16 protein-coding genes and 1 pseudogene are annotated in these 18915 nt (G+C 59.9%); 10 read left to right on the top strand and 7 right to left on the bottom strand.

The window, feature by feature from the left end; all coding sequences use genetic code 11:
• Window positions 1-5: 5 nt before the first annotated feature.
• Complete coding sequence (locus ACY8D3_RS17195) at window positions 6-1145, bottom strand: SDR family oxidoreductase (RefSeq protein ID WP_462380028.1); 1140 nt, start codon at window positions 1143-1145, stop codon at window positions 6-8.
• 417 nt (window positions 1146-1562) lie between these two features.
• Here ACY8D3_RS17195 and ACY8D3_RS17200 point away from each other — a divergent pair, with 417 nt between their 5' ends.
• A complete protein-coding gene (locus tag ACY8D3_RS17200) occupies window positions 1563-3071 on the top strand; it encodes a hypothetical protein (RefSeq protein WP_462380029.1) in 1509 nt (502 codons plus the stop codon).
• A gap of 183 nt (window positions 3072-3254) precedes the next feature.
• Here the strand turns inward: ACY8D3_RS17200 and ACY8D3_RS17205 are convergent.
• Window positions 3255-3566, bottom strand: a pseudogene (locus ACY8D3_RS17205) (IS4 family transposase); the annotation flags it as partial.
• A gap of 147 nt (window positions 3567-3713) precedes the next feature.
• Entirely contained in the window at window positions 3714-4142 is a 429-nt protein-coding gene (locus ACY8D3_RS17210) for a pseudoazurin (protein ID WP_462380030.1), read from the bottom strand.
• 646 nt (window positions 4143-4788) lie between these two features.
• On the opposite strand from ACY8D3_RS17210, the gene ACY8D3_RS17215 reads away from it, so the two are divergent.
• Window positions 4789-6738, top strand: a complete 1950-nt coding sequence (locus ACY8D3_RS17215) for a sensor domain-containing diguanylate cyclase (RefSeq protein WP_462380031.1) — start codon at window positions 4789-4791, stop codon at window positions 6736-6738.
• 277 nt (window positions 6739-7015) lie between these two features.
• Here the strand turns inward: ACY8D3_RS17215 and ACY8D3_RS17220 are convergent, their stop codons facing one another.
• From ACY8D3_RS17220 to ACY8D3_RS17230, 3 genes are all read right to left on the bottom strand, one after another.
• Complete coding sequence (locus ACY8D3_RS17220) at window positions 7016-7234, bottom strand: DUF3079 domain-containing protein (RefSeq protein WP_462380032.1); 219 nt, start codon at window positions 7232-7234, stop codon at window positions 7016-7018.
• A 74-nt stretch (window positions 7235-7308) separates the two neighbouring features.
• Window positions 7309-7812 (bottom strand): YgjP-like metallopeptidase domain-containing protein, encoded by a 504-nt coding sequence (locus ACY8D3_RS17225; protein ID WP_462380033.1) that lies wholly within the window; start codon window positions 7810-7812, stop codon window positions 7309-7311.
• 352 nt (window positions 7813-8164) lie between these two features.
• Entirely contained in the window at window positions 8165-9217 is a 1053-nt protein-coding gene (locus tag ACY8D3_RS17230; protein ID WP_462380034.1) for an SDR family oxidoreductase, read from the bottom strand.
• 239 nt (window positions 9218-9456) lie between these two features.
• On the opposite strand from ACY8D3_RS17230, the gene betI reads away from it, so the two are divergent.
• Window positions 9457-10056 carry a transcriptional regulator BetI gene (gene betI / locus ACY8D3_RS17235; RefSeq protein ID WP_462380035.1) on the top strand — a complete coding sequence of 200 codons (600 nt, stop codon included), beginning with the start codon at window positions 9457-9459 and terminating at the stop codon, window positions 10054-10056.
• 40 nt (window positions 10057-10096) lie between these two features.
• Here betI and ACY8D3_RS17240 read toward each other — a convergent pair whose 3' ends face one another.
• Complete coding sequence (locus ACY8D3_RS17240; protein ID WP_462380036.1) at window positions 10097-11032, bottom strand: LysR substrate-binding domain-containing protein; 936 nt, start codon at window positions 11030-11032, stop codon at window positions 10097-10099.
• Between the two features lie 180 nt (window positions 11033-11212).
• Here ACY8D3_RS17240 and ACY8D3_RS17245 point away from each other — a divergent pair, with 180 nt between their 5' ends.
• The 7 genes from ACY8D3_RS17245 to ACY8D3_RS17275 all read left to right on the top strand — a co-directional run bounded on the left by ACY8D3_RS17245 (window position 11213) and on the right by ACY8D3_RS17275 (window position 18859).
• A complete protein-coding gene (locus tag ACY8D3_RS17245) occupies window positions 11213-11830 on the top strand; it encodes a CDP-alcohol phosphatidyltransferase family protein (RefSeq protein WP_462380037.1) in 618 nt (205 codons plus the stop codon).
• An 8-nt stretch (window positions 11831-11838) separates the two neighbouring features.
• Window positions 11839-13608: a bifunctional alpha/beta hydrolase/class I SAM-dependent methyltransferase gene (locus tag ACY8D3_RS17250; RefSeq protein WP_462380038.1), complete on the top strand. Its 1770-nt coding sequence runs from the start codon at window positions 11839-11841 to the stop codon at window positions 13606-13608.
• Window positions 13605-14948 carry a phosphatase PAP2/dual specificity phosphatase family protein gene (locus ACY8D3_RS17255; protein ID WP_462380039.1) on the top strand — a complete coding sequence of 448 codons (1344 nt, stop codon included), beginning with the start codon at window positions 13605-13607 and terminating at the stop codon, window positions 14946-14948. The genes ACY8D3_RS17250 and ACY8D3_RS17255 overlap by 4 nt, the downstream gene beginning before the upstream one ends.
• Window positions 14941-15384 carry a hypothetical protein gene (locus ACY8D3_RS17260; protein WP_462380040.1) on the top strand — a complete coding sequence of 148 codons (444 nt, stop codon included), beginning with the start codon at window positions 14941-14943 and terminating at the stop codon, window positions 15382-15384. Before ACY8D3_RS17255 ends, ACY8D3_RS17260 begins: the two co-directional genes overlap by 8 nt.
• 9 nt (window positions 15385-15393) lie before the next feature.
• Entirely contained in the window at window positions 15394-16020 is a 627-nt protein-coding gene (locus tag ACY8D3_RS17265) for a lysophospholipid acyltransferase family protein (RefSeq protein WP_462380041.1), read from the top strand.
• A complete protein-coding gene (locus ACY8D3_RS17270) occupies window positions 16020-16955 on the top strand; it encodes a phosphatidate cytidylyltransferase (protein WP_462384419.1) in 936 nt (311 codons plus the stop codon). The genes ACY8D3_RS17265 and ACY8D3_RS17270 overlap by 1 nt, the downstream gene beginning before the upstream one ends.
• A 251-nt stretch (window positions 16956-17206) precedes the next feature.
• Window positions 17207-18859: a phospholipid carrier-dependent glycosyltransferase gene (locus tag ACY8D3_RS17275; protein ID WP_462380042.1), complete on the top strand. Its 1653-nt coding sequence runs from the start codon at window positions 17207-17209 to the stop codon at window positions 18857-18859.
• Window positions 18860-18915: the final 56 nt, after the last annotated feature.

Here is an 18915-nt window from a genome sequence, read left to right on the forward strand (position 1 = left end):
CACCCTCACACTGCCGTTAATTTTCGCTTCATCGCATGAATGATCGACGGCCAGTCGATCGTATCGACGTCTATCGGAAAGCGGGACAGACATTCAGCTGACATCCACTGAAGCGGGCGGCGAGCCTGCGCATCGTCGAACACAAAGCGGGTCGACATGGCAAAGCCGTAAGAACCGACGATGAGCTTGTTGAGCTTTGCCTGCTTTTCATTCAATGAAGCCAAGCCGCCTTCGAATTCCCGCGCATCGCCAAAGTAGGTTATGTCTCCAGCCATCTCCGCCACTGCCCCGAGCGTAGGGCTATTGCGTTTGGCAGACGAGCAATTGATGACTTGAAAAGTACTATTGGCCGGATGGATGGCGTTAGCCAGCAGAAGGTTTACGCAAATATCGATAGGCACCATGTCGTTAATAGCGGCCTTGGTAGACACCGGCAGAAACTTAACCCCACCAAGCACGATAGACCTTATAAAAGCCGGCAGCGAAATATTGAAGTTGCAATGGCCACGCTCGGGGTAATTCCAAGCCCCGGCCACGGATGTAACGCGCGCAACCATAATTGGCAGATTCGGGTATCGCTGGTGCAGCAGTCGCTCCATCAGATTCTTTGAGTAGGAATAGGCATTGGGCCACTCGCTAAGCCTTGCACTATTTCCCCTCACCAGAATTTCTTCCAGCTCGGCCTCGGCTTCAAAATCCTGATAGATCCGTTCTTCAATTATCTCTGGCGCGGACCTGCTGCACATGGCCCAATAGCTGGACGTCACCACGTACCGCTCAAGTCTTTCAAACGTGGCCACGAGGTCCGCCCCATGCAGCGCAGAGAGGGTGTTGGCTTTCACCTGATCCTGTATGGGCGTATCCCAACGGGTGTAGGCAGCCAGGTTGAAAACGACCTCAACCTCTTGCTTGAGCACCGCTAGCACCTCAGCGGAAAGCCCCCAATCGTTCTCCGCTACATCTCCTTTTACCCATACCAGCCTATCGTCGGCGATGGACACCGTACCGGGAGCCGTTGCACGATACAGGCAATATATGCGCTTGATACCTTTGAGGTGCTCAGCCATTGTTTTGAGTAACGCAGTGCCAATAAATCCGGTAGCGCCCGTGATCAAAACAACTTTGTTTTCATAAGCCTTGTCCATTTGCTCTCCGTACAATTTATGCGACAACGGGCAAGCTCATTTAAATAACAGCAAGCCGAAACATCACTTATGCTAAGTAGGGAACGTTAAATATTTGTTAATCAATAGACATAAATACACGATGAGCCGATAGCGAAGGGGCGGTTAGAAAACAGGCTGCTCGGACTAGTCCAAGTAATTTGGCGAAGGTCTAGGAGAACGCTCTAAATGGAGCTGATTGTGGTCCGCCCTTAATGACGCACTGTTCAATGAGCGCTGCGGGGGCCCATTTCAAGGACGCTAGGGTAAACATGGCCCACCTTCGGAAGCATCTAAGAAGCTGCTAGCTGTAATCGAACAGGGAACGTAGCTGGCCACACAGCAGGCAATAAAAAGCCCACATCGACGGTGGGCTTTTGGGGCGCAAGAGACGATCAGTTGGCGTCGTACATCTTAGCGGAGCGTTCGTTTGAGGCATTAAAATCACAAGGCTACTTTGATGGCGGCCACTTGCTTAAACTACAGGGTGATGCAGGCCCAATCGGCCTCGCCGAAGCTGAAGATCGAGTAAAAACGCTCTTGGGTAAAATTGAGAGTGACGAAAAATTAAACAGCATCAAACAGTCCATAACTAAAAACGCCCAGACTTTGGCAATAGCCAGCCTTTTTGAAAGACTTAGCGTTAACGAGATTGAAACACTTCTAAACGGGTTGAGAGCGGAAAACCAAGCAGATTTTAAGAGAAGTATCTGGAAAGCCTATGTCAACACAAGTAAGGAATCAGAAACTTATCTAGAACTGCATGCGAACGCAAAGGAGGAACTAGAGTTAATAGAACAAGAGGCTGCTAGCCTTGCACCAGAATGGGCTAGTGCTGTTGAACTATTTAACAGTCGGTTTACGGAAATGCCATTTAGATTAGAGGTCGAAAACCAAGCCAAGGCCGCTTTAGGGAAAGAGCAAGCGAAGCTATCGTATGTTTTCAAAGATGATGACGCGGAAGTTCGGCTGCGCCGGAATGAGCTGATGACGCTTAGTCAAGGAGAAAAAAGGGCTTTGTACCTTTTGAACTTCATTTTCGAAATTGAGGCTCGATCTAAGCTAAATCATGAAACAGTTTTCATTATTGATGATGCGGCTGACTCATTTGATTATAAAAACAAGCATGCAATTATTCAGTATCTGGAAGATATCGAAAGCAAGCCCAACGTTTACCAGCTTGTCCTGACTCACAACTATGATTTTTTCAGAGGTATAGCTGCAAAGTTTGTACATCGGAAAAGATGCCTTATGGCAAATAAACATCCGGACAAAATAGAGCTAGAAGAAGCGCAAGGCGTTAAGAATTATTTCACAGGTATATTGTGTAAGAGATTTTCCAACTGTCATCGGGCTATGTGCGCAAGTATCCCGTTTGCACGAAACATTATTGAGTATACCAAGGGCGAGGGCGATCCCGACTATTTGCTCTTAACAAGTTTGCTTCATCAGAAACAAGATACTGACACTATTACTCATCAGGATTTTGTTGATGTGTATAACTCTGCGTTTGGTTGTGCTCATGTTGGTACGCCTACCACTATCAAGAGCATAATATTAGGCGAAGCTGAAACTATCAGCCTAAATCCCATTCAGACGGGATTGAATCTTGAAGATAAAGTAGTCATGTCTATGGCTATTCGCCTTGCGGCTGAGAAATATATGCTAGATCGCATACGAGTGGAACTAAATGACCAAAATTATTGGTGTAATGATCACAGCCAATTTGGAAAACTGTTGAACCAGTATTCTCTTTTGCTCCCCGCTTCACCTGCCATTGCTGTACTGCGTAAAGTAAGCGTGACTGTCAGTTCAAATATTCACTTGAACTCGTTTATGTATGAGCCGATCTTGGACCTTTCTGTCGGCCATCTGGCTCATCTCTACAACGAAGTGAAAGCGTTGTGAGCATACAGAAGCAGAACCGCATAAGTGTCGAATATATAGGCAGGAAATGACCAGTGAAGGCCATCTTGGCGAGATACAAAGGTATTGATTGCCAGTTTTGCCCAACTAAGACCTATAACAAAAGATGCAATAACAGGATTTGAAGCCCGGCCGCACCACCGGGTACGAATGCCTTCCAGAACGCCCCAGCGCCTGAGCTTGTTGGCGGACTTCGTCGCGTAGCAGTAGCTCCATTTGGTCGAGTACCGAACAGCATAAATCACTGGTCCTGCGCCTGAGGTATTCAAGGCCAATGCGCCAGAGCGAGAGCACGGGCTTATGCCTAATGCTGTTGCTCTGAAAGCTTCGTGCTCTACCTGTGTTACGCGCCCGGAGGCCTGCCAAATACAGCGCATAACAAGCCAGTGCTGCGATCAGCAGGAGGATCTCGATACGGCGCGGGCAGCGGGTTCGATGCAGATCTAAAGCAAATCCGAAGCGGAGACTTTTCACATCCCAGAGAAAAAGGGGACAGATTTATTTAGCCGACTTCCGTCTGGGGAATGAATCCGCCCGCCCTCTCTGCCTAGCTCTGTAGCATCATCGACTGCACGAACTCAGCCAATGCATGCTCCTTGGGTTCACGCTTTCAATACACGCTTTTTACTGTTGATATTCACGCTCAATGACGGCATCGAGGCGCTGCTTGGCGACGTCCGGCAAACCTTCTGGCAGCTCAGGCGCTGGCTGCTTGTCGCCAACCTGCACGAGCATCACCATGCCCTTACTCAGGTGCGGCGTGCACTGGATGCCGTACACCCCCGGCACGTCGAAGGTGACGGTGATGTTTTCATTGATTTCACTTTTGAACGGCTTGGCGCCTTCCGGCAGCAGCCCCGGGATAGTGGCGGAGTCGTGTTTGCCATGGTCGGTGACAAAGTGGACAGAATCGCCGGGGGCGATGGCGATGAAATCCGGTTGGTAAACCATCTTGCCGGTTTCCCCTTTGCTATACATCCGCACTTCATGGGTTTCGGCCATGACAAATGGGCTGGCGAGCGTGAGCAGTGCGAGCGCGAGGTGTTTTTTCACGAGTCGAGTCTTCCTTCTTTTGTGGAACGAAACGGCGCAGGATCAACTCCCGTCCCCGGGTTGGTGGACTCGACAGTGCGGCGTGGCCGATGGGGAATGGCGGCAGGTACGCAAGCGTTACGAACGGCTTGCCGCTCATGTGACCATGAGCTGTTTACAGGCCTCGCCCGCCTCAGCGGCATGTCGTCGAGCCTAAAGGTCGACGACGAGCGTAGCAGCTCTAGACCGGGCCCCTAGCGGGCCTGACCGGCCGAAATGTAATGCAGTGTTCGGGATGGCTAGCCCCGTTTGATTAGTGATTCGATCCGTTACATTCGAACACATGGATAGGCGAGCGGCGTGATCACAAGCGCAGCCTGTTCACTCAAAAATGAGCCTGCGTGAATGATTGCGACAGATCCTCGCATGCGAGTTTCCTGTCGGGGTGCCCTTGCTAGGGTTATCCAATTTCCTACGCCTAATCTCGATATGCTTTGCCAGCTCCATTCCGCAGATAGGTGCCAGCCTGCGTTTCGCATAAGATGCGTAGGTACGCGACACCGCTCATCCGCCACGTCCTGGCGCGCCAGCCGTCTCAATGCGTTGAACGCAACGGCACACCCCTGCCTAAGATGTAGTCATAACCCCTATGCGTGAAGGTGGATCGATGGCGGACAGCCAGAGTGTAACGACAGCTGCCAAATTGCCTGCGGACGAGCAGGAACGGCTGACGTTGTTGCGCGCCATGGAATTGCTCGATACCGAGCCCGAGCCGGTGTTCGATCGCATCACGCGGCTTCTTGCGCGCAGCCTCTCAACCCCTATCGCGCTGTTTACGCTTATCGACGAACATCGCCAGTGGTTCAAATCCCGCGTGGGTGTGGACGTGCCCGAGATGCATCGCGACGTTGCGTTCTGTGCACATGCGATCAACGAATCCGGGCCGCTGATCGTGCCGGATGCGGAGCAGGACCCGCGATTCGCCAATAACCCGCTGGTACTGAACGATCCCCGTGTTCGTTTCTATGCCGGCGTGCCGATCCGCACGTCGGCGGGCCTGGCGTTGGGTACGTTATGTGCGGCTGATTCCAGGCCGCGCACATTAACGAGCGATGAGCTGGCGGTGCTGCAGGACCTCGCGAGCATGGTCACGCGGGAGATCCACCTGCGGGAGACGCTACTGCTGACCCGATCCGAGCTCGATCGCGCTGACGCGATGGTCACGGCCAGCGAAGCGCGCTTCCGCGCGATCTTCGAACACGCGTCTGTCGGCATAGGGCTGTTCGGCAAAGACGGCGTATGGCTGAGCGTGAACGATGCACTCTGCGAGCTGGTGGGCTACAGCCGTGACGAGCTTCGCCAGATGAGCGTGCATCAGCTCACCCATCCAGACGACGTTCGCCCTGACCTGCAGGCGGATCTGGAGGCGGCTGACGTCACGCCCTACAAGATTGAAAAACGCTATCTGCATAAAAACGGCACACCGATCTGGGTGACCAAGAGCGTCAGCCGGAAGAACGCGGCCAATGGCGAGCTTGAGTACTACATTGCCGTGGTCACGGATATCCAGGCGAACAAGGAAGCGCAAGCAGCGTTATCGACGCTTCATCAAGAGCTGGAAATGCGCGTGCAGGCACGCACGCGGCAGCTGTCCGAAGCCAATCGCGCCCTACAGGATGTCATCGAGCGTCAGCAGCGCACCGAGCAGGCGCTGCGTGACCGTGAGGCGGAACTGGCGTCGATCATCGAGAACGCCAACGATGCCTATATCAGCCTGGACGAGCAGGGCCTGGTCCGTGCGTGGAACCGGGTCGCGGAAGAGACGTTCGGGTGGTCGGCCCGTGAGGCGATAGGCAAGGCACTCGACCAGTTGATCATCCCCGCAGAAATGGGCGGAGCGCACCGTAGCGGGATGGCGCGCTTTCTGGCGACCGGTCAGGCAAAGGTGCTGGACCAGCGCCTGGAATTGCCAGCGGTGCGCAAGGACGGCACGTCCCTGGTAGTGGAGGTACGGATTCGCGCCCTGAAGATCGGTGAGCGCACGCAGTTCAGTGCGTTCCTGCATGACATATCGGATCGTAAGGCCGCGGAAGCGCTTCGCGAGCAAGAGGCCAGGCACGATGCCCTTACCGGCCTGCCGAACCGCCGCGCGCTGAGCGAGCTGCTTCCGCTGGCGCTGGCGCGCGCCGATCGCAACCAATCGCCACTGGGCGTTGTGTTCATTGACCTGGATGGATTCAAAACCGTAAACGACAGCTTCGGCCACGAGGCGGGAGATGAGCTGCTTCGTGTCATCGCGACGCGTTTGTGCGAAGGCAGCCGGGCCTGCGACATGGTCTCGAGGCTGGCAGGCGATGAGTTCACGGTCGTGCTCGAGGGGCTCCATAACGGCCTGGCTGATGCACGAACGGTGGCTTCCAAGCTGCTGGCCCGCATCGCGGAGCCGGTCGAACTGGCTTGGGGAACGGCGAACGTACACGCCAGCATGGGCATTGCGGTGTACACACCGGGTTCCGCCACGAATGCGACTGAGCTGATACGCGAAGCCGACAGCTGGATGTACAAGGCGAAGCGTGCCGGCAAGGGGACGATATTTCCGACGATGCCAGGGGAATGAGGCGAGTCAGTGGACCAAGGAATGCGTTAAATCCTGACGCTGCAGCGCGACAAAGAGGACTCCGGGTTTCGCGCGCGTTCTGTTTCGCCCCAGCTGCTCGCTTAGCGTAAGCACAACTCCCGATGCATCAACTTGACCTTCAGATCGAACTCAACCTGATGATCCCCCGCACGTGTTGGCACCGTTTCTAAAACACGTTGGAGTGGGCGGAATCTTTTAACGCTAAGGCGGGCGCGGCGTGGCCGATACTCAGCGACGCCCCATGCGGGCTGGACCGTCAGTCCTCTGGCCGGGCAGCCTCACGCGAGTCAACCGAAACGCCGGCAATATCGTCTGGCCGACCCATGAGGTACCAGTCTTCGCCGAAGGTTTCGACAGGGTGCTGCGTGCGGTCGGAGCCGTTGCCGCACGCCAGATCATGTGCAGGACAGTATCGATCGCATCCCCAGCAAAGCCGCTCGGGATGAGGAGGATTGAGGGGAAATCGCTTGGCCATGGTGATGCCTCCCAGCGTGCCGTATGACATCACCCTAAAGGCCCCCGGCCTCGCTGCTATTGATACTGATCAATTCATGACGGGCTAGCGGCCAGCTCCCGCCACGTCAGATACACCCGCAGATCGAACTCAATTTGGTGATAGCCCGGCAGCATGTGTTCGCACAGCTTGTAGAACGCCTTGTTGTGGTCGAGCTCCTTTAGGTGGGCAAGTTCGTGGACGACGATCATCTGCAGGAATTCCGGCGCGGCGTCCTTGAACACGGAGGCGACGCGGATTTCCTTCTTGGCCTTGAGCTTGCCGCCCTGCACGCGGGACACGGCGGTGTGCAGGCCCAGGGCGCGGTGGGTGAGGTCCAGGCGATTGTCGTAGAGCACCTTGTCGATGGCGGGGGCGCTGCGCAGGTGGGCTTGCTTGAGGTCGCAGACGTAGGTGTACAGCGCCTTGTCACTTTGCACGGCATGCCGGCCGGGGTAGCGGCGCTGAAGGTATTCGCCAAGGCGGTCGGCATCGATGAGTTGCTGGATCTGCTGCTGAAGGGCAACAGGGTAGCCCTGTAGGTATTTGAGTCGTGTCATGCAGTCTGCGGTTTTATTCGGGACATGCCGCGCTTGTGAGGCTTCTGTGGGCGCAGGCTTGGGGTTGGATTGCTCGGGGATTCCGGGCATACGCCCGCCTGCACCGTAGCGAACGGTGTTGGCTAGCGCTCTTTTGAGCTCTGGAGTGCGAACAGTATGACCGGATCGGCAAGCCTATTCACCGGGATCTCGGTAATGCCCCCTGCCTGCTATTGAACGAAGGCGATAGGCGCGTATCAGCGCCCATGAATGCATCGGATCGCTGGACGCCCTATGCGCTGAATTCGCCAACCGGGCACAGCGGACGGCGCCTTACGGATAAAGGCGCCGCCGCTTCGATAGGTCAGCCGAATCAGCGCGGCAGGTAACCCTTCTCCTGCAACCTGCGGATCGCGCTCACCAGGGCCTGCTCGGAATCCACGGCTTCGGTAAACCCGGCCCGACGGATCTTGCCCATGTCCGAGATCATGTCGAACTCGGTGTTGAACACGAAGTCGCCAAAGGCCCATCCGATGAGCGTGTCGTAGGGCGTATCGTCCAGGCTGTGTTCCTTCTGCAAGCGCGCCCAGGTCTCAGCCTTGGACGGCATGTGCGTGGCCAGCTTGAACGGTTGAGGGCCTGCGACTGGCATACCGAGCGCGTCACCCACATGATTCCAGATGCGCTCCCAGCGAAAGGGTTCGCCCACGAGGTTGAAGGCTTCGTTGCGGGCGGCGGGGTCGAGTGCGGCCCAGACACTGGCGCGGGCAAGCCATCGCGAATCGGTCAACTGTGCGTACACATCCTCATAGGTGCGACGGCTACCCGGGAAACGCAGCGGCACGCCTTCGGCCTTGCTCAGCGCGGCGAAAGCGCCGATCACCAGGGCGATGTTCATGGGGTTGCCGGCAATGTCGCCCACGACCACGTCCGGGCGCAGGATGGACCATTCGAAGTCGCCCGCTTCCCCGCGCTCGCGCAGGATATCTTCCTGATCGAAATAGAAGTTGGGCGCGACGTGCCGGGGGTGGTCGTCCTCATAAAATGGTGCTTTCGCCTCGCCCAGATGCACGCCGTACACTTTGGCGCCCTGGTAATGCACAACACGCTGCACCGGCGCACCAACGGCCTTGAGCCCGTCCAGCAAGTTGCTCAGCATGGCGCCGTTCACCTTTGCTTCTTCAGCAAGGTCGGACTTTGGCTGCAAGGCAGCGTAGAAAACGTGCGTGGTATCGGCTGCGGCTTCGAGCGCACTGCGGGTGGCATCGGCGTCATTGAGGTCCAGGGCGATGCTTTCCACACCTTCAACGAAGGTCCGGCGCACGGCGCGTACCTGCCAGTCTTCCCGGGTGTTCAGTTCTTCAACTACCGCGTTGCCGATGATGCCGCTGGCGCCTACGACCAACGCGACCTGCTTGGACGACATGGACGATCTCCTCTGGAATGCGTGATGGGTATGCCGATTCGAGGGCATCGCCAGCGCCGAAGTGCCAGCCAGACGCCAGGAGGCGGCTGCGTCGGCGGACGAACGGAACGCGCCGCCCGGTATGGGGCCTGCCGCTGTGGCGGCCGATACGAAATAACCCTTCGTAATGTCGGGTTTGTTGATCCGGAATGGACCTCGCCCCTAGACTGCTCCTTTCACACGGATACGAAGAGCCCCTCATGCCCAAGGTCGGAATGCAGCCGATCCGTCGTTCGCAATTGATCAGCGCCACGCTCGAAGCCATCGACCAGGTAGGCATGAGTGACGCCAGCATCGCCTACATCGCCCGCATCGCGGGTGTTTCCAATGGCATCATCAGCCACTACTTCCAGGACAAGAATGGCCTGCTCGAAGCGACCATGCGGCACATCATGGTGGCGCTGCACGAGGCGATCGATGCACGTCGCCGCACCCTTCCTGCCGATGACGCACAGGCCCATCTACGCGCCATCATCGAAGGCAACTTCGACGAAAGCCAGATCAGCGGCCCGGCGATGAAGACCTGGCTCGCCTTCTGGGCCAGCAGCATGCACCACCCTAATCTGCGTCGCCTGCAACGCATCAACGACCGCCGGTTGTATTCGAACCTGTGCGGCCAGTTCCGCAAGGTGCTGCCGACAGATCAGGCACGTGCGTCAGCCCGAGGGCTTGCGGCATTGATCGATGGGCTGTGGCTACGCGGTGCGCTGTCCGGCGAGGAGTTCGATGCACGTAACGCCGCTCGCATCGCGTTCGACTACCTCACGTTGCAGCTGGCCAAGGCCGAAACGCCTGTCTGATCGTTCGGGCAGCCGGTTGGCTGCCCTGCTCTTTTCAACGCTACCGAGCGGCCCGCGGTCGGGCGGCCTGCGATCGGGCGGCCCATGGCTGGCCGGCCATGGCTTCGCTCAGGTAATCCAGAAAACAGCTGATGCGCGAGGCCAGCGCGGTGTTGCGGTAATACACCGCATGGATCGGCTGGCGACTTTCGATCGTATGCTCGGGCAGCACCTCGACCAGCGCACCTTCTGCGCGATCATCCTGGGTCAGAAAATCTGACAGGCACGCAATGCCGACGCCGGCACGCGCCAGCTGCCGCACCGTTTCGCCGCTGGAGGCGCGGATCACCGGTGAGATGGTGTAGGCATCACCATGCACATGACGCAGCGGCCAATGGTTGAGGTTTTCCAGCTGGGTAAAGCCGATCAGGTCATGATTGGCCAATGCTTCGACGGACGTCGGCACACCCCGTCGCTTCAGGTAGTCCGGGCTTGCCAGCACGCGGATACGGCTGGTGCCCAACGGCCGGGCATGCAGGGTGGAGTCACGCAACGTACCGATGCGGATAGCGAGGTCGGTGCGCTGTTCAAGCAGGTCGATGATCTGTTCATTGCTGTTGAGCTCCAGCTCGATCTGCGGATAACGCTCGCGGAAGCCGCCAAGCAGCGGCACCAGCACGTGGAGCACAAACACCGACGCCGCATTCACGCGCAAAAGGCCCGACGGCTGCTGCGTTCGCAGAGCCATCTGCTCTTCGGCGGCTTCGACGCTCGCCAGTATCGAACGTGCCTGATCGAGAAACGCGCTGCCCTCCTCCGTCAACTCCAGCCGGCGCGTGGTGCGGCGCAACAGGGTGACGCCCAGCTTGGACTCCAGGCGGCCAAGGCTCCGACTGATCGCCGACGTCGTCTGCTCCATCTGCACCGCCGCGGCACTGATCGAGCCGCTTTCCACAACGCGCACGTACGCCTGCATTTCATCCAGTGTGATCTTCATTGCCCCTCCACAAACCTGGCTGCGCTTATACCGCCTCCGCGTACGAAACGCTCAAATTGTGACGCGTTACCGAATGTTGCGACGGTCAGGTCCCGTTCACGGTAGATAATGCCGGCCTTGCCTGGCAGGACGCCACGCGCAGCAGTGTCATCCCGCTGCAGATGCATTCAAAGGATCGAAATGCCCTCCATCTATCAGCTCAAACCCCGCTTCCAGGCGCTGCTGCGCCCCGTCACGCGCGCTTTCTACAGCATGGGCGTGACGGCCAATCAGGTGACGCTCGGCGCCGCGCTGGGCTCGATAGCCGTCGCGTCGCTTGTCGCCCTGTATGCCGAACACACCGCGCTGTTCTGGCTGATCCCCCTGTGGATGTTTCTACGCATGGCCCTGAATGCCATCGACGGTATGCTCGCTCGGGAGTTCGGCCAGCAATCGCGGCTGGGCGCCTACCTCAACGAACTGTGCGACATGGTATCGGACGCCGCGCTTTTTCTGGCATTTGCCGCAATTGCAGGCGTTAGCGCCTGGCTGCTGGTGGCTGTCGTGCTTCTGTCTCTGCTCGTCGAGTATGCGGGCGTGATGGGCCCGCTTGCCGGCGCTTCACGGCGATATGACGGCCCAATGGGCAAGAGCGATCGCGCCTTCGTATTCGGTGTCATCGCCGCTGGCGTAGCCCTTGGCTGGCTCCCGGCAATCTGGATCAACGGCGCACTCGCCGTCGTGCTCGCGCTTTCGTTGGTCACGCTGATCAACCGTATTCGTGGCGGCCTGGCCGAAGCTTCCTCTACTACACACTGAGAATCCCCATGGAAAAAGGACTTTCCAAACGTGCTCGCCATGTCGGGCACTTTCTCACGCATGACGACGTCCAGCTCGTCTACAAGCATTGGCCTGCAACCGCTCCCTCCACAGAGCGCCGCGCCATCGTGCTGTTTCATCGCGGGCATGAGCATTCCGAACGCATGGCACATCTGGTCGACGAGCTCGACATGCCTGATTGCGACGTCTTCGCGTGGGATGCCCGGGGCCATGGCGAGTCGCCTGGCGAGCGTGGCGACAGCCCGAGCTTCGGTACCAGCGTGCGGGACGTGCAGACGTTCATTGGGCACATCGGCTCGGCACATGGCATCGCTGAAGAGCAGATCGCCGTGATCGCCCAAAGCGTCGGCGCCGTTCTGGTCGCTACCTGGGTTCATGACTATGCCCCGAAGATCCGCAGCCTCGTGCTCGCGTCGCCGGCATTCAAGGTCAAGCTCTACGTGCCCTTCGCCCGATCCGGTCTGAAGCTTGTCCGAGCCGTGCGGGGCAACTTCTTCGTCAACAGCTACGTGAAGGCGCGCTTTCTCACGCATGACCCGGCACGTGTCGCCAGTTATGACAGCGACCCGCTGATCGCCCGTGCGATTTCGGTCGATGTGCTGCTCGGCCTGTATGAGGCGAGCGAACGCGTCGTCGCCGATGCCCAGGCGATCCAGGTGCCGACGCAGCTGTTGATTTCAGGCTCGGACTTCGTCGTGCACCGCCGGCCGCAGAACGAGTTCTTCGACCGCCTCGGCTCACCCGTGAAGGAAAAGCACATCCTGCCGGGGTTCTTTCACGACACACTTGGCGAGCGAGATCGCGCGTCGGCCGTGGCACGTATCCGCCGCTTCATCCTCAACCAGTTCGAACACCCTGCTCCGCGTCGTTCGTTGCTCCATGCCGATCGCGTCGGTGCCACCTGCGCAGAAGCCGAAGCACTCGCGACGCCGCTGCCCGCGCGCTCACTCGCCAACCTGTACTGGCGTGCAACGCGAGCCGGGCTCAGGGTCGGCGCGATGCTCTCTGATGGCATCGAATTGGGCTTCGAGACCGGATTCGATTCCGGCAGCACGCTGGACTACGTCTACCGCAACACGCCGCAAGGTCGGCCCCCCGTGGGGCGCGCGATTGACCGGACTTATCTGAACTCCATCGGCTGGCGCGGCATTCGCGAGCGCAAGGTGAATGTCGAGGCACTGCTAAGAGCCGGGATCGCCGCGCTGCGCGAGGCGGGTCAACCCGTACATATCGTGGATATCGCCGCCGGGCACGGCCGTTATGTGCTCGATGCCATCGCCTCGCTCGACGACAAGCCCGACAGCGTCCTGCTGCGTGACTACAGCGACCTGAACGTTCACTACGGCCAGGCGCTGATCCACGACCGGGGCCTTGGCGATATCGCACGGTTCGTCCGGGCAGACGCGTTCGATGAAGCCGATCTGGCTCGCATGACGCCGCGTCCGACGTTGGCCGTTGTCTCCGGACTATATGAACTGTTTGCGGACAATACGCTGGTGGGGCGCTCCCTCGCCGGGTTGGCCAAGGCCGTCGCACCCGGCGGCTATCTGATCTACACCGGCCAGCCCTGGCATCCGCAGTTGGAAATGATTGCCCGAGCGCTGACGAGCCACCGCGGCGGCGAGGCCTGGGTGATGCGCCGCCGAAGCCAGGCGGAGATGGACGAGCTGGTCGCAACGGCCGGATTTGCCAAGGTCACGCAACGTATTGACGACCACGGCATCTTCACCGTGTCGCTGGCCCGGAGGCTCGGGTGAATCCGGGCCGCCAGCCGGGCACCATCAAGCGCGGCCTGTGCTGGCTCATATTGCTCGGACCCCTGTTCTTCCTTACGTACGGCTGGGCGAATCACTACACCTCGACGCGCACCGATATCGGTGTGGTGGCATTCGAGTGGGAGCGCCACATTCCACTGTGGGAATGGACGATCATTCCCTACTGGTCGATCGACCTGCTCTACGGTTTGTCCTTCCTCTGCTGCCGCACGGTCGCAGAGGCCAATCGGCATGGCCTTCGCCTGCTGACGGCGCAAGCGCTGTGCATCGCGGGCTTTCTCCTCTTCCCGTTGCAGTTCAGCTTCGAGCGCCCTGCGGCGAGCGGTGCCTTCGGCTGGCTGTTCGATCTCCTGATGAGCTTTGATCAGCCCTACAACCAGGCGCCTTCGCTGCATATCGCGCTGCTCGTGGTCATTGCGTACCGGTTGACCTGCGCGGCTTCCAGACCAATCCGCTTCCTATGGCTCGTCTGGAGCGGCCTGATTGCGCTCTCGGTCCTGACAACGTGGCAGCACCACTTCATCGACGTGCCGACCGGCGCGATGTCGGGCCTTTTGTGCCTGTGGCTATGGCCGGATGCGCCTCATCGCCCGCCACTGGCTCGCGTCGCGGGCCATCCGCGGCAATGGACTCTTGCGCCGCGCTATGGGGCCGGCGCGCTGGGCCTGACGCTTTTCGCGGTCTGGGTTGGCGGCTCTGCGCTCTGGGTGTTGTGGCCCGCCAGCGCCTGCGCCCTTGTCGCGCTCGCTTACGGCTGGAGCGGCCCCGCAGCCTTTCAGAAAAATGAAAACGGTCGGCAGGCGTTCGCCGCCGCCGCATTGCTGCTGCCGTACATGGTGGGGGCCTGGGCTAATTCGAGGCTTTGGACACGGCGCCATCCCGCACCGGATAACGTGCTCGACGGCGTGTACCTGGGGCGTATCCCGACGCAGAAAGCCGAACGCGATCGCTTTCCTGCCATCGTCGATCTATGTCCGGAGCTTGCGCTGGCCTCGACACCGCCTGGGTATCGCTTCATCCCTGCGCTGGATCTTGTCCCGCTCGACCAAACAGCCTGCCGACAGGCAAGCGAGGCCATAGAGGCGCTGCGACGCCGGGGGCCCGTGTTGGTGTGCTGTGCACTGGGTTACTCACGAAGCGCCACGGCCGTAGCGAGTTGGCTCCTGCTGACAGGGCGATCGGACAGTGTCGAAGACGCCATCGCCGTGATCCAGCGCGCCCGGCCCCGGGTCGTTCTCGGCCCGGCCCATCGCGCCGTCCTGCAAACGCTGCTGGAACCGCTGGCACCTTCACTATCAGGGAGGTCGCTGGCCCATGGCTGATCTGACGATGCAGGTGACAGCTGCTGTTCTCAGGCGCGGAGAAGGGCTGGAGCGGCTGAGTCGCCCGCTGACGCTTCTCGCACTCGTCGCCGCCATGCTGTCGGCCATCTTCGAACAGGGCATGGCTGTCATCGCGGCCTGCCTCGGTGTCGTACTGTTCGGCCTGTTTGCCCACTACTGGGCCGCGCGTGTCGCGCTGGACGCCGAGCTCTTCGAGCGCCTCGCCGAACATACTGAACGTACCTTGCCCGCCTGCCTTGCAGAGGGTCTGGATCAAGCCCTGATCACAGTCGGACTTGCCAGGAGCACGGCGCCGCGCGACTGGCCGGAACGCTGCCGCGCCGCCCTTGGCCTGCTTCGCAAGCAGGCGCTTTGTGCCGCAGCTCAATGGCTGCTGGCGTTTTTCATCCCTGCCACTTTTTTCCTTCACGCTTGAGGCCTTCGCGTGCTCGCATCCATCGTTGCCTTTCTCATCACCAGCCTGGCCCGGCTTATCACCGGCGCACGTAGCCTGTGGATGGGCTGCGCGCCCATTCCCACCCAGCGGATCTACTTTGCCAACCACAGCAGTCATGGCGATTTCGTGCTGCTATGGTCCTCCCTACCGCCCGCCCTTCGTCCGGTCACACGGCCCGTTGCCGCAGCGGATTACTGGAATGGTTCCGCGCTACGCCGCTTCATCATCCATCGCGTCTTTCGTGGCGTATTGATCGACCGGTGTCGGCCGTCCGGGGAGGGCCAAACGCCGCTCCTGCAGCCGGTACAGAATGCGCTCGAAGCAGGCGACTCGTTGATCCTGTTCCCCGAAGGCACCCGCAATCAGGAAGAGACGCTCCTGCCGTTCAAAAGCGGGCTCTATCACCTCGCCAAGGCGCACCCGGACGTTCAACTGGTGCCGGTATGGATCGGCAATCTACAGCGCGTCATGCCGAAGGGGCGCGCGCTGCCCTTGCCGCTGCTCTGCACGGTCAGTTTTGGCGAGCCCCTGTATGTGGGTCTGGACGAGGACAAGCACGCCTTTCTCGCGCGTGCGCGCGCCGCGCTCATGGCGCTGCAAGCGGAGACTGCATGATGGATCGCGATACGCTTCACCTGTTCATGGGCATCGGCGCCCTTTTGTTGGTTGCCTCCAGCATCGGGCTTGCGCTGAAATGGCGCGTCGCCTGGCAGCCACATGCCGTGATTGACAACCTCAATGCCCGCATCAACGCCTGGTGGGTCATGGTGGGCGTGATTGGCGCCGCCTTCTGGCTCGGGCAAACCGCAGTAATCCTGCTGTTCTACGGCGTGTCGTTCTACGCATTGCGCGAGTTCCTGACACTTACCCCGACCCGCCCCAGCGACTACCCGGCCCTGGCCGCGGCGTTCTACTTCATCCTGCCGATGCAGTATTTCCTGCTCTACGTCGGCTGGTTCGAGCTGTTTTCCATCTTCATTCCCGTCTACGCCTTCCTGCTGCTGCCCATCCTGGCGTCACTTGGCGGAGACGCCGAGCGCTTTCTGGAGCGTGCGTCCAAGGTGCAGTGGGGGCTGATGATCGCGGTCTTCTGCATCTCGCACGTCCCGGCGCTGTTGCTGCTGAAGATTCCCGGTTATGAAGGCCGCAACCTGCTGTTGATCGCCTTCCTGGTGATCGTGGTCCAGCTCTCGGACGTGCTGCAGTACGTGTGCGGGAAGCTGTTCGGCAAGCGCAAGATCGCGCCGCGCCTGTCGCCATCCAAGACGGTCGAAGGGTTCGTGGGCGGCGTTGCGCTATCGACCCTGATTGGCGCGTCGCTCTACTGGATCACGCCCTTCACGGTATGGCAGGCCGGGCTCATCGCCCTGTGCCTGAACCTGCTCGGGTTCTTCGGCGGCATCGTATTGTCGGCGATCAAGCGTGACCGCGGCGTGAAGGACTGGGGGCACATGATCGAAGGCCACGGTGGCATGCTCGACCGGCTCGACTCGGTATGTTTCGCCGCGCCCGTTTTCCTGCGCATCGTCCACTACGGGTGGGGCGCCTGAACCCAACCTGTCCATCCCGGCAAATCCTCGCCGCTCGGCATTCCCGCCCGTTCCGATGCCGAAGGCCCCCATGCAAGAATCCCCGCACGGCCAAAGCATGGCGCCGTGCGGGGGTCTCCCACCGCCCTGATCATGATCAAACACAGGCCCTACAAGAATACGCCTACCCGTCGCTGAGCATGCGCCTGCCGGCAGCGGGGCGGGATCGGGCAGCCTGCCGGGTATACCTCATTCGTTTGGACGGGCACGACATGAAATTTGGAAACCGTCTGCTGGGCTGGCCCTTGCTGATCGGCTACTTCGCCACGGTCTATCTGCTGGGTTCGACCGCACCTGCACTCTGGTCGCCTGACGAACTTCGCTACGCCGAAATCGCACGGGAGATCATCGCCACGGGTGACTGGGTCGCGCCCCACTTCAATGGCCTGCTCTATTTCGAAAAGCCAATCCTCGGGCACTGGTTCAACGCCATCGCCCAGCTGCTGTTCGGGGAGAACAATTTCTCCGTCAGGGTCGTTTCCGCCCTGGCGGCGTTAGGCAGCGCTTACTGCTTGTCGCTGATGGTGCGCCGCGAACGCGGCCGCGACCAGGCGCTGCTGGCCGCCGGTATCTACCTCAGCATGTTTCTCGTCATTGGACTTGGGACCTACAGTGCGCTCGATGGCCTCCTCAACTTCTGGATGACAGCGACCTTCGTCGCCTTCTATTTCGCCCTGCATGCCGAACACGGCAGAGCGCGTTTCAGTTATTTCGCACTCGGTGGCGCCCTCTGCGGCGCGGCCGTCCTCACCAAAGGCTTTCTGGCCCTGGCACTGCCCGTGATCGTCGTGGCGCCGTACGCGCTCTGGCAGCGCAAGCTGCACACACTGTTGGTCTACGGCTGGGCAAGCGTTGCCGCCGCTTTCCTCGTTTGCCTGCCATGGGCCATCGCCATCCACCGAGAGGCGCCGGACTTCTGGAATTACTTCTTCTGGGTCGAGCACGTGCATCGCTTCTTCGCCAAGGATGCCCAGCACGCCGAGCCCATCTGGTTTTTCATGCCGCTGCTCCCGCTGGCAACCCTGCCCTGGACGTTCGCGGCGTTCACCTCGCTTGCCCGCCTCCGACACGACGTTGCCCAACCCTGGGTGCGCTATGCCCTGCTCTGGGCGTTCGTGCCGTTCGTGTTCTTCTCGCTGTCTCGGGGCAAGCTGCCAACCTACATCCTGCCGTGCATGGCGCCGATCGCCTTGCTGCTGAGCCAGGGCCTGACGGCGGCATTCCGAACCCATCGCCAAGGGTTGGCCCGGGCGAGCTGGCTTCAGGCGGGCGTAATGGCGTCGATCACGCTGGGCATTCTGGTCGCCTACCTGATGGGGAAGCTCCCATTAGGGGACGGCGAGCGCTACAAGGCGTATCTGCTCATGACTACGCTTTTGGTCTGGGCAGTGTGCATCGCCGCGGCGAGCTACGCCCGGACGCTGGGCGCCTTTACTCTCGCGCACATGCTCGCACCGGCTGCCCTGTTCCTTGCGGTAGGCGTTGCCGTGCCTGACCGGGTGATCGACGGGAAACAGCCTGACCGCTTCATCCAGCAGATCGCGCCGGACATTCCGGCCGATGCCGTGCTCATTGCCGACAACCCTGCGCGCATGTCCGCGCTGAACTGGTACCTCAAGCGTGACGACGTTTACATGACCGGCTCACGCGGCGAGGTCAGTTACGGCCTGAGCTATCCGGACGCACGGCACCGCTATATCGACAACGAGGCACTCGGCTCCTTCATTGCCGAGCAGCGCACTCATCATCCCGTTGTGATGCTCGTTAGCAGCCTGCCCGACATGGGCAGCGACTTTCCGGCCTATGACCGCCTCGTGGGACAGACCCGTCTGCAGGCGCTGTTTTTCGACCGCAACGGGCACTGACCGAAGCCACTCGCTCCATGCATGCCAGGCTTCCGTCCGTCCATTCCTGGCCAACG

Source organism: Pseudomonas sp. Marseille-QA0892, from assembly GCF_054950135.1.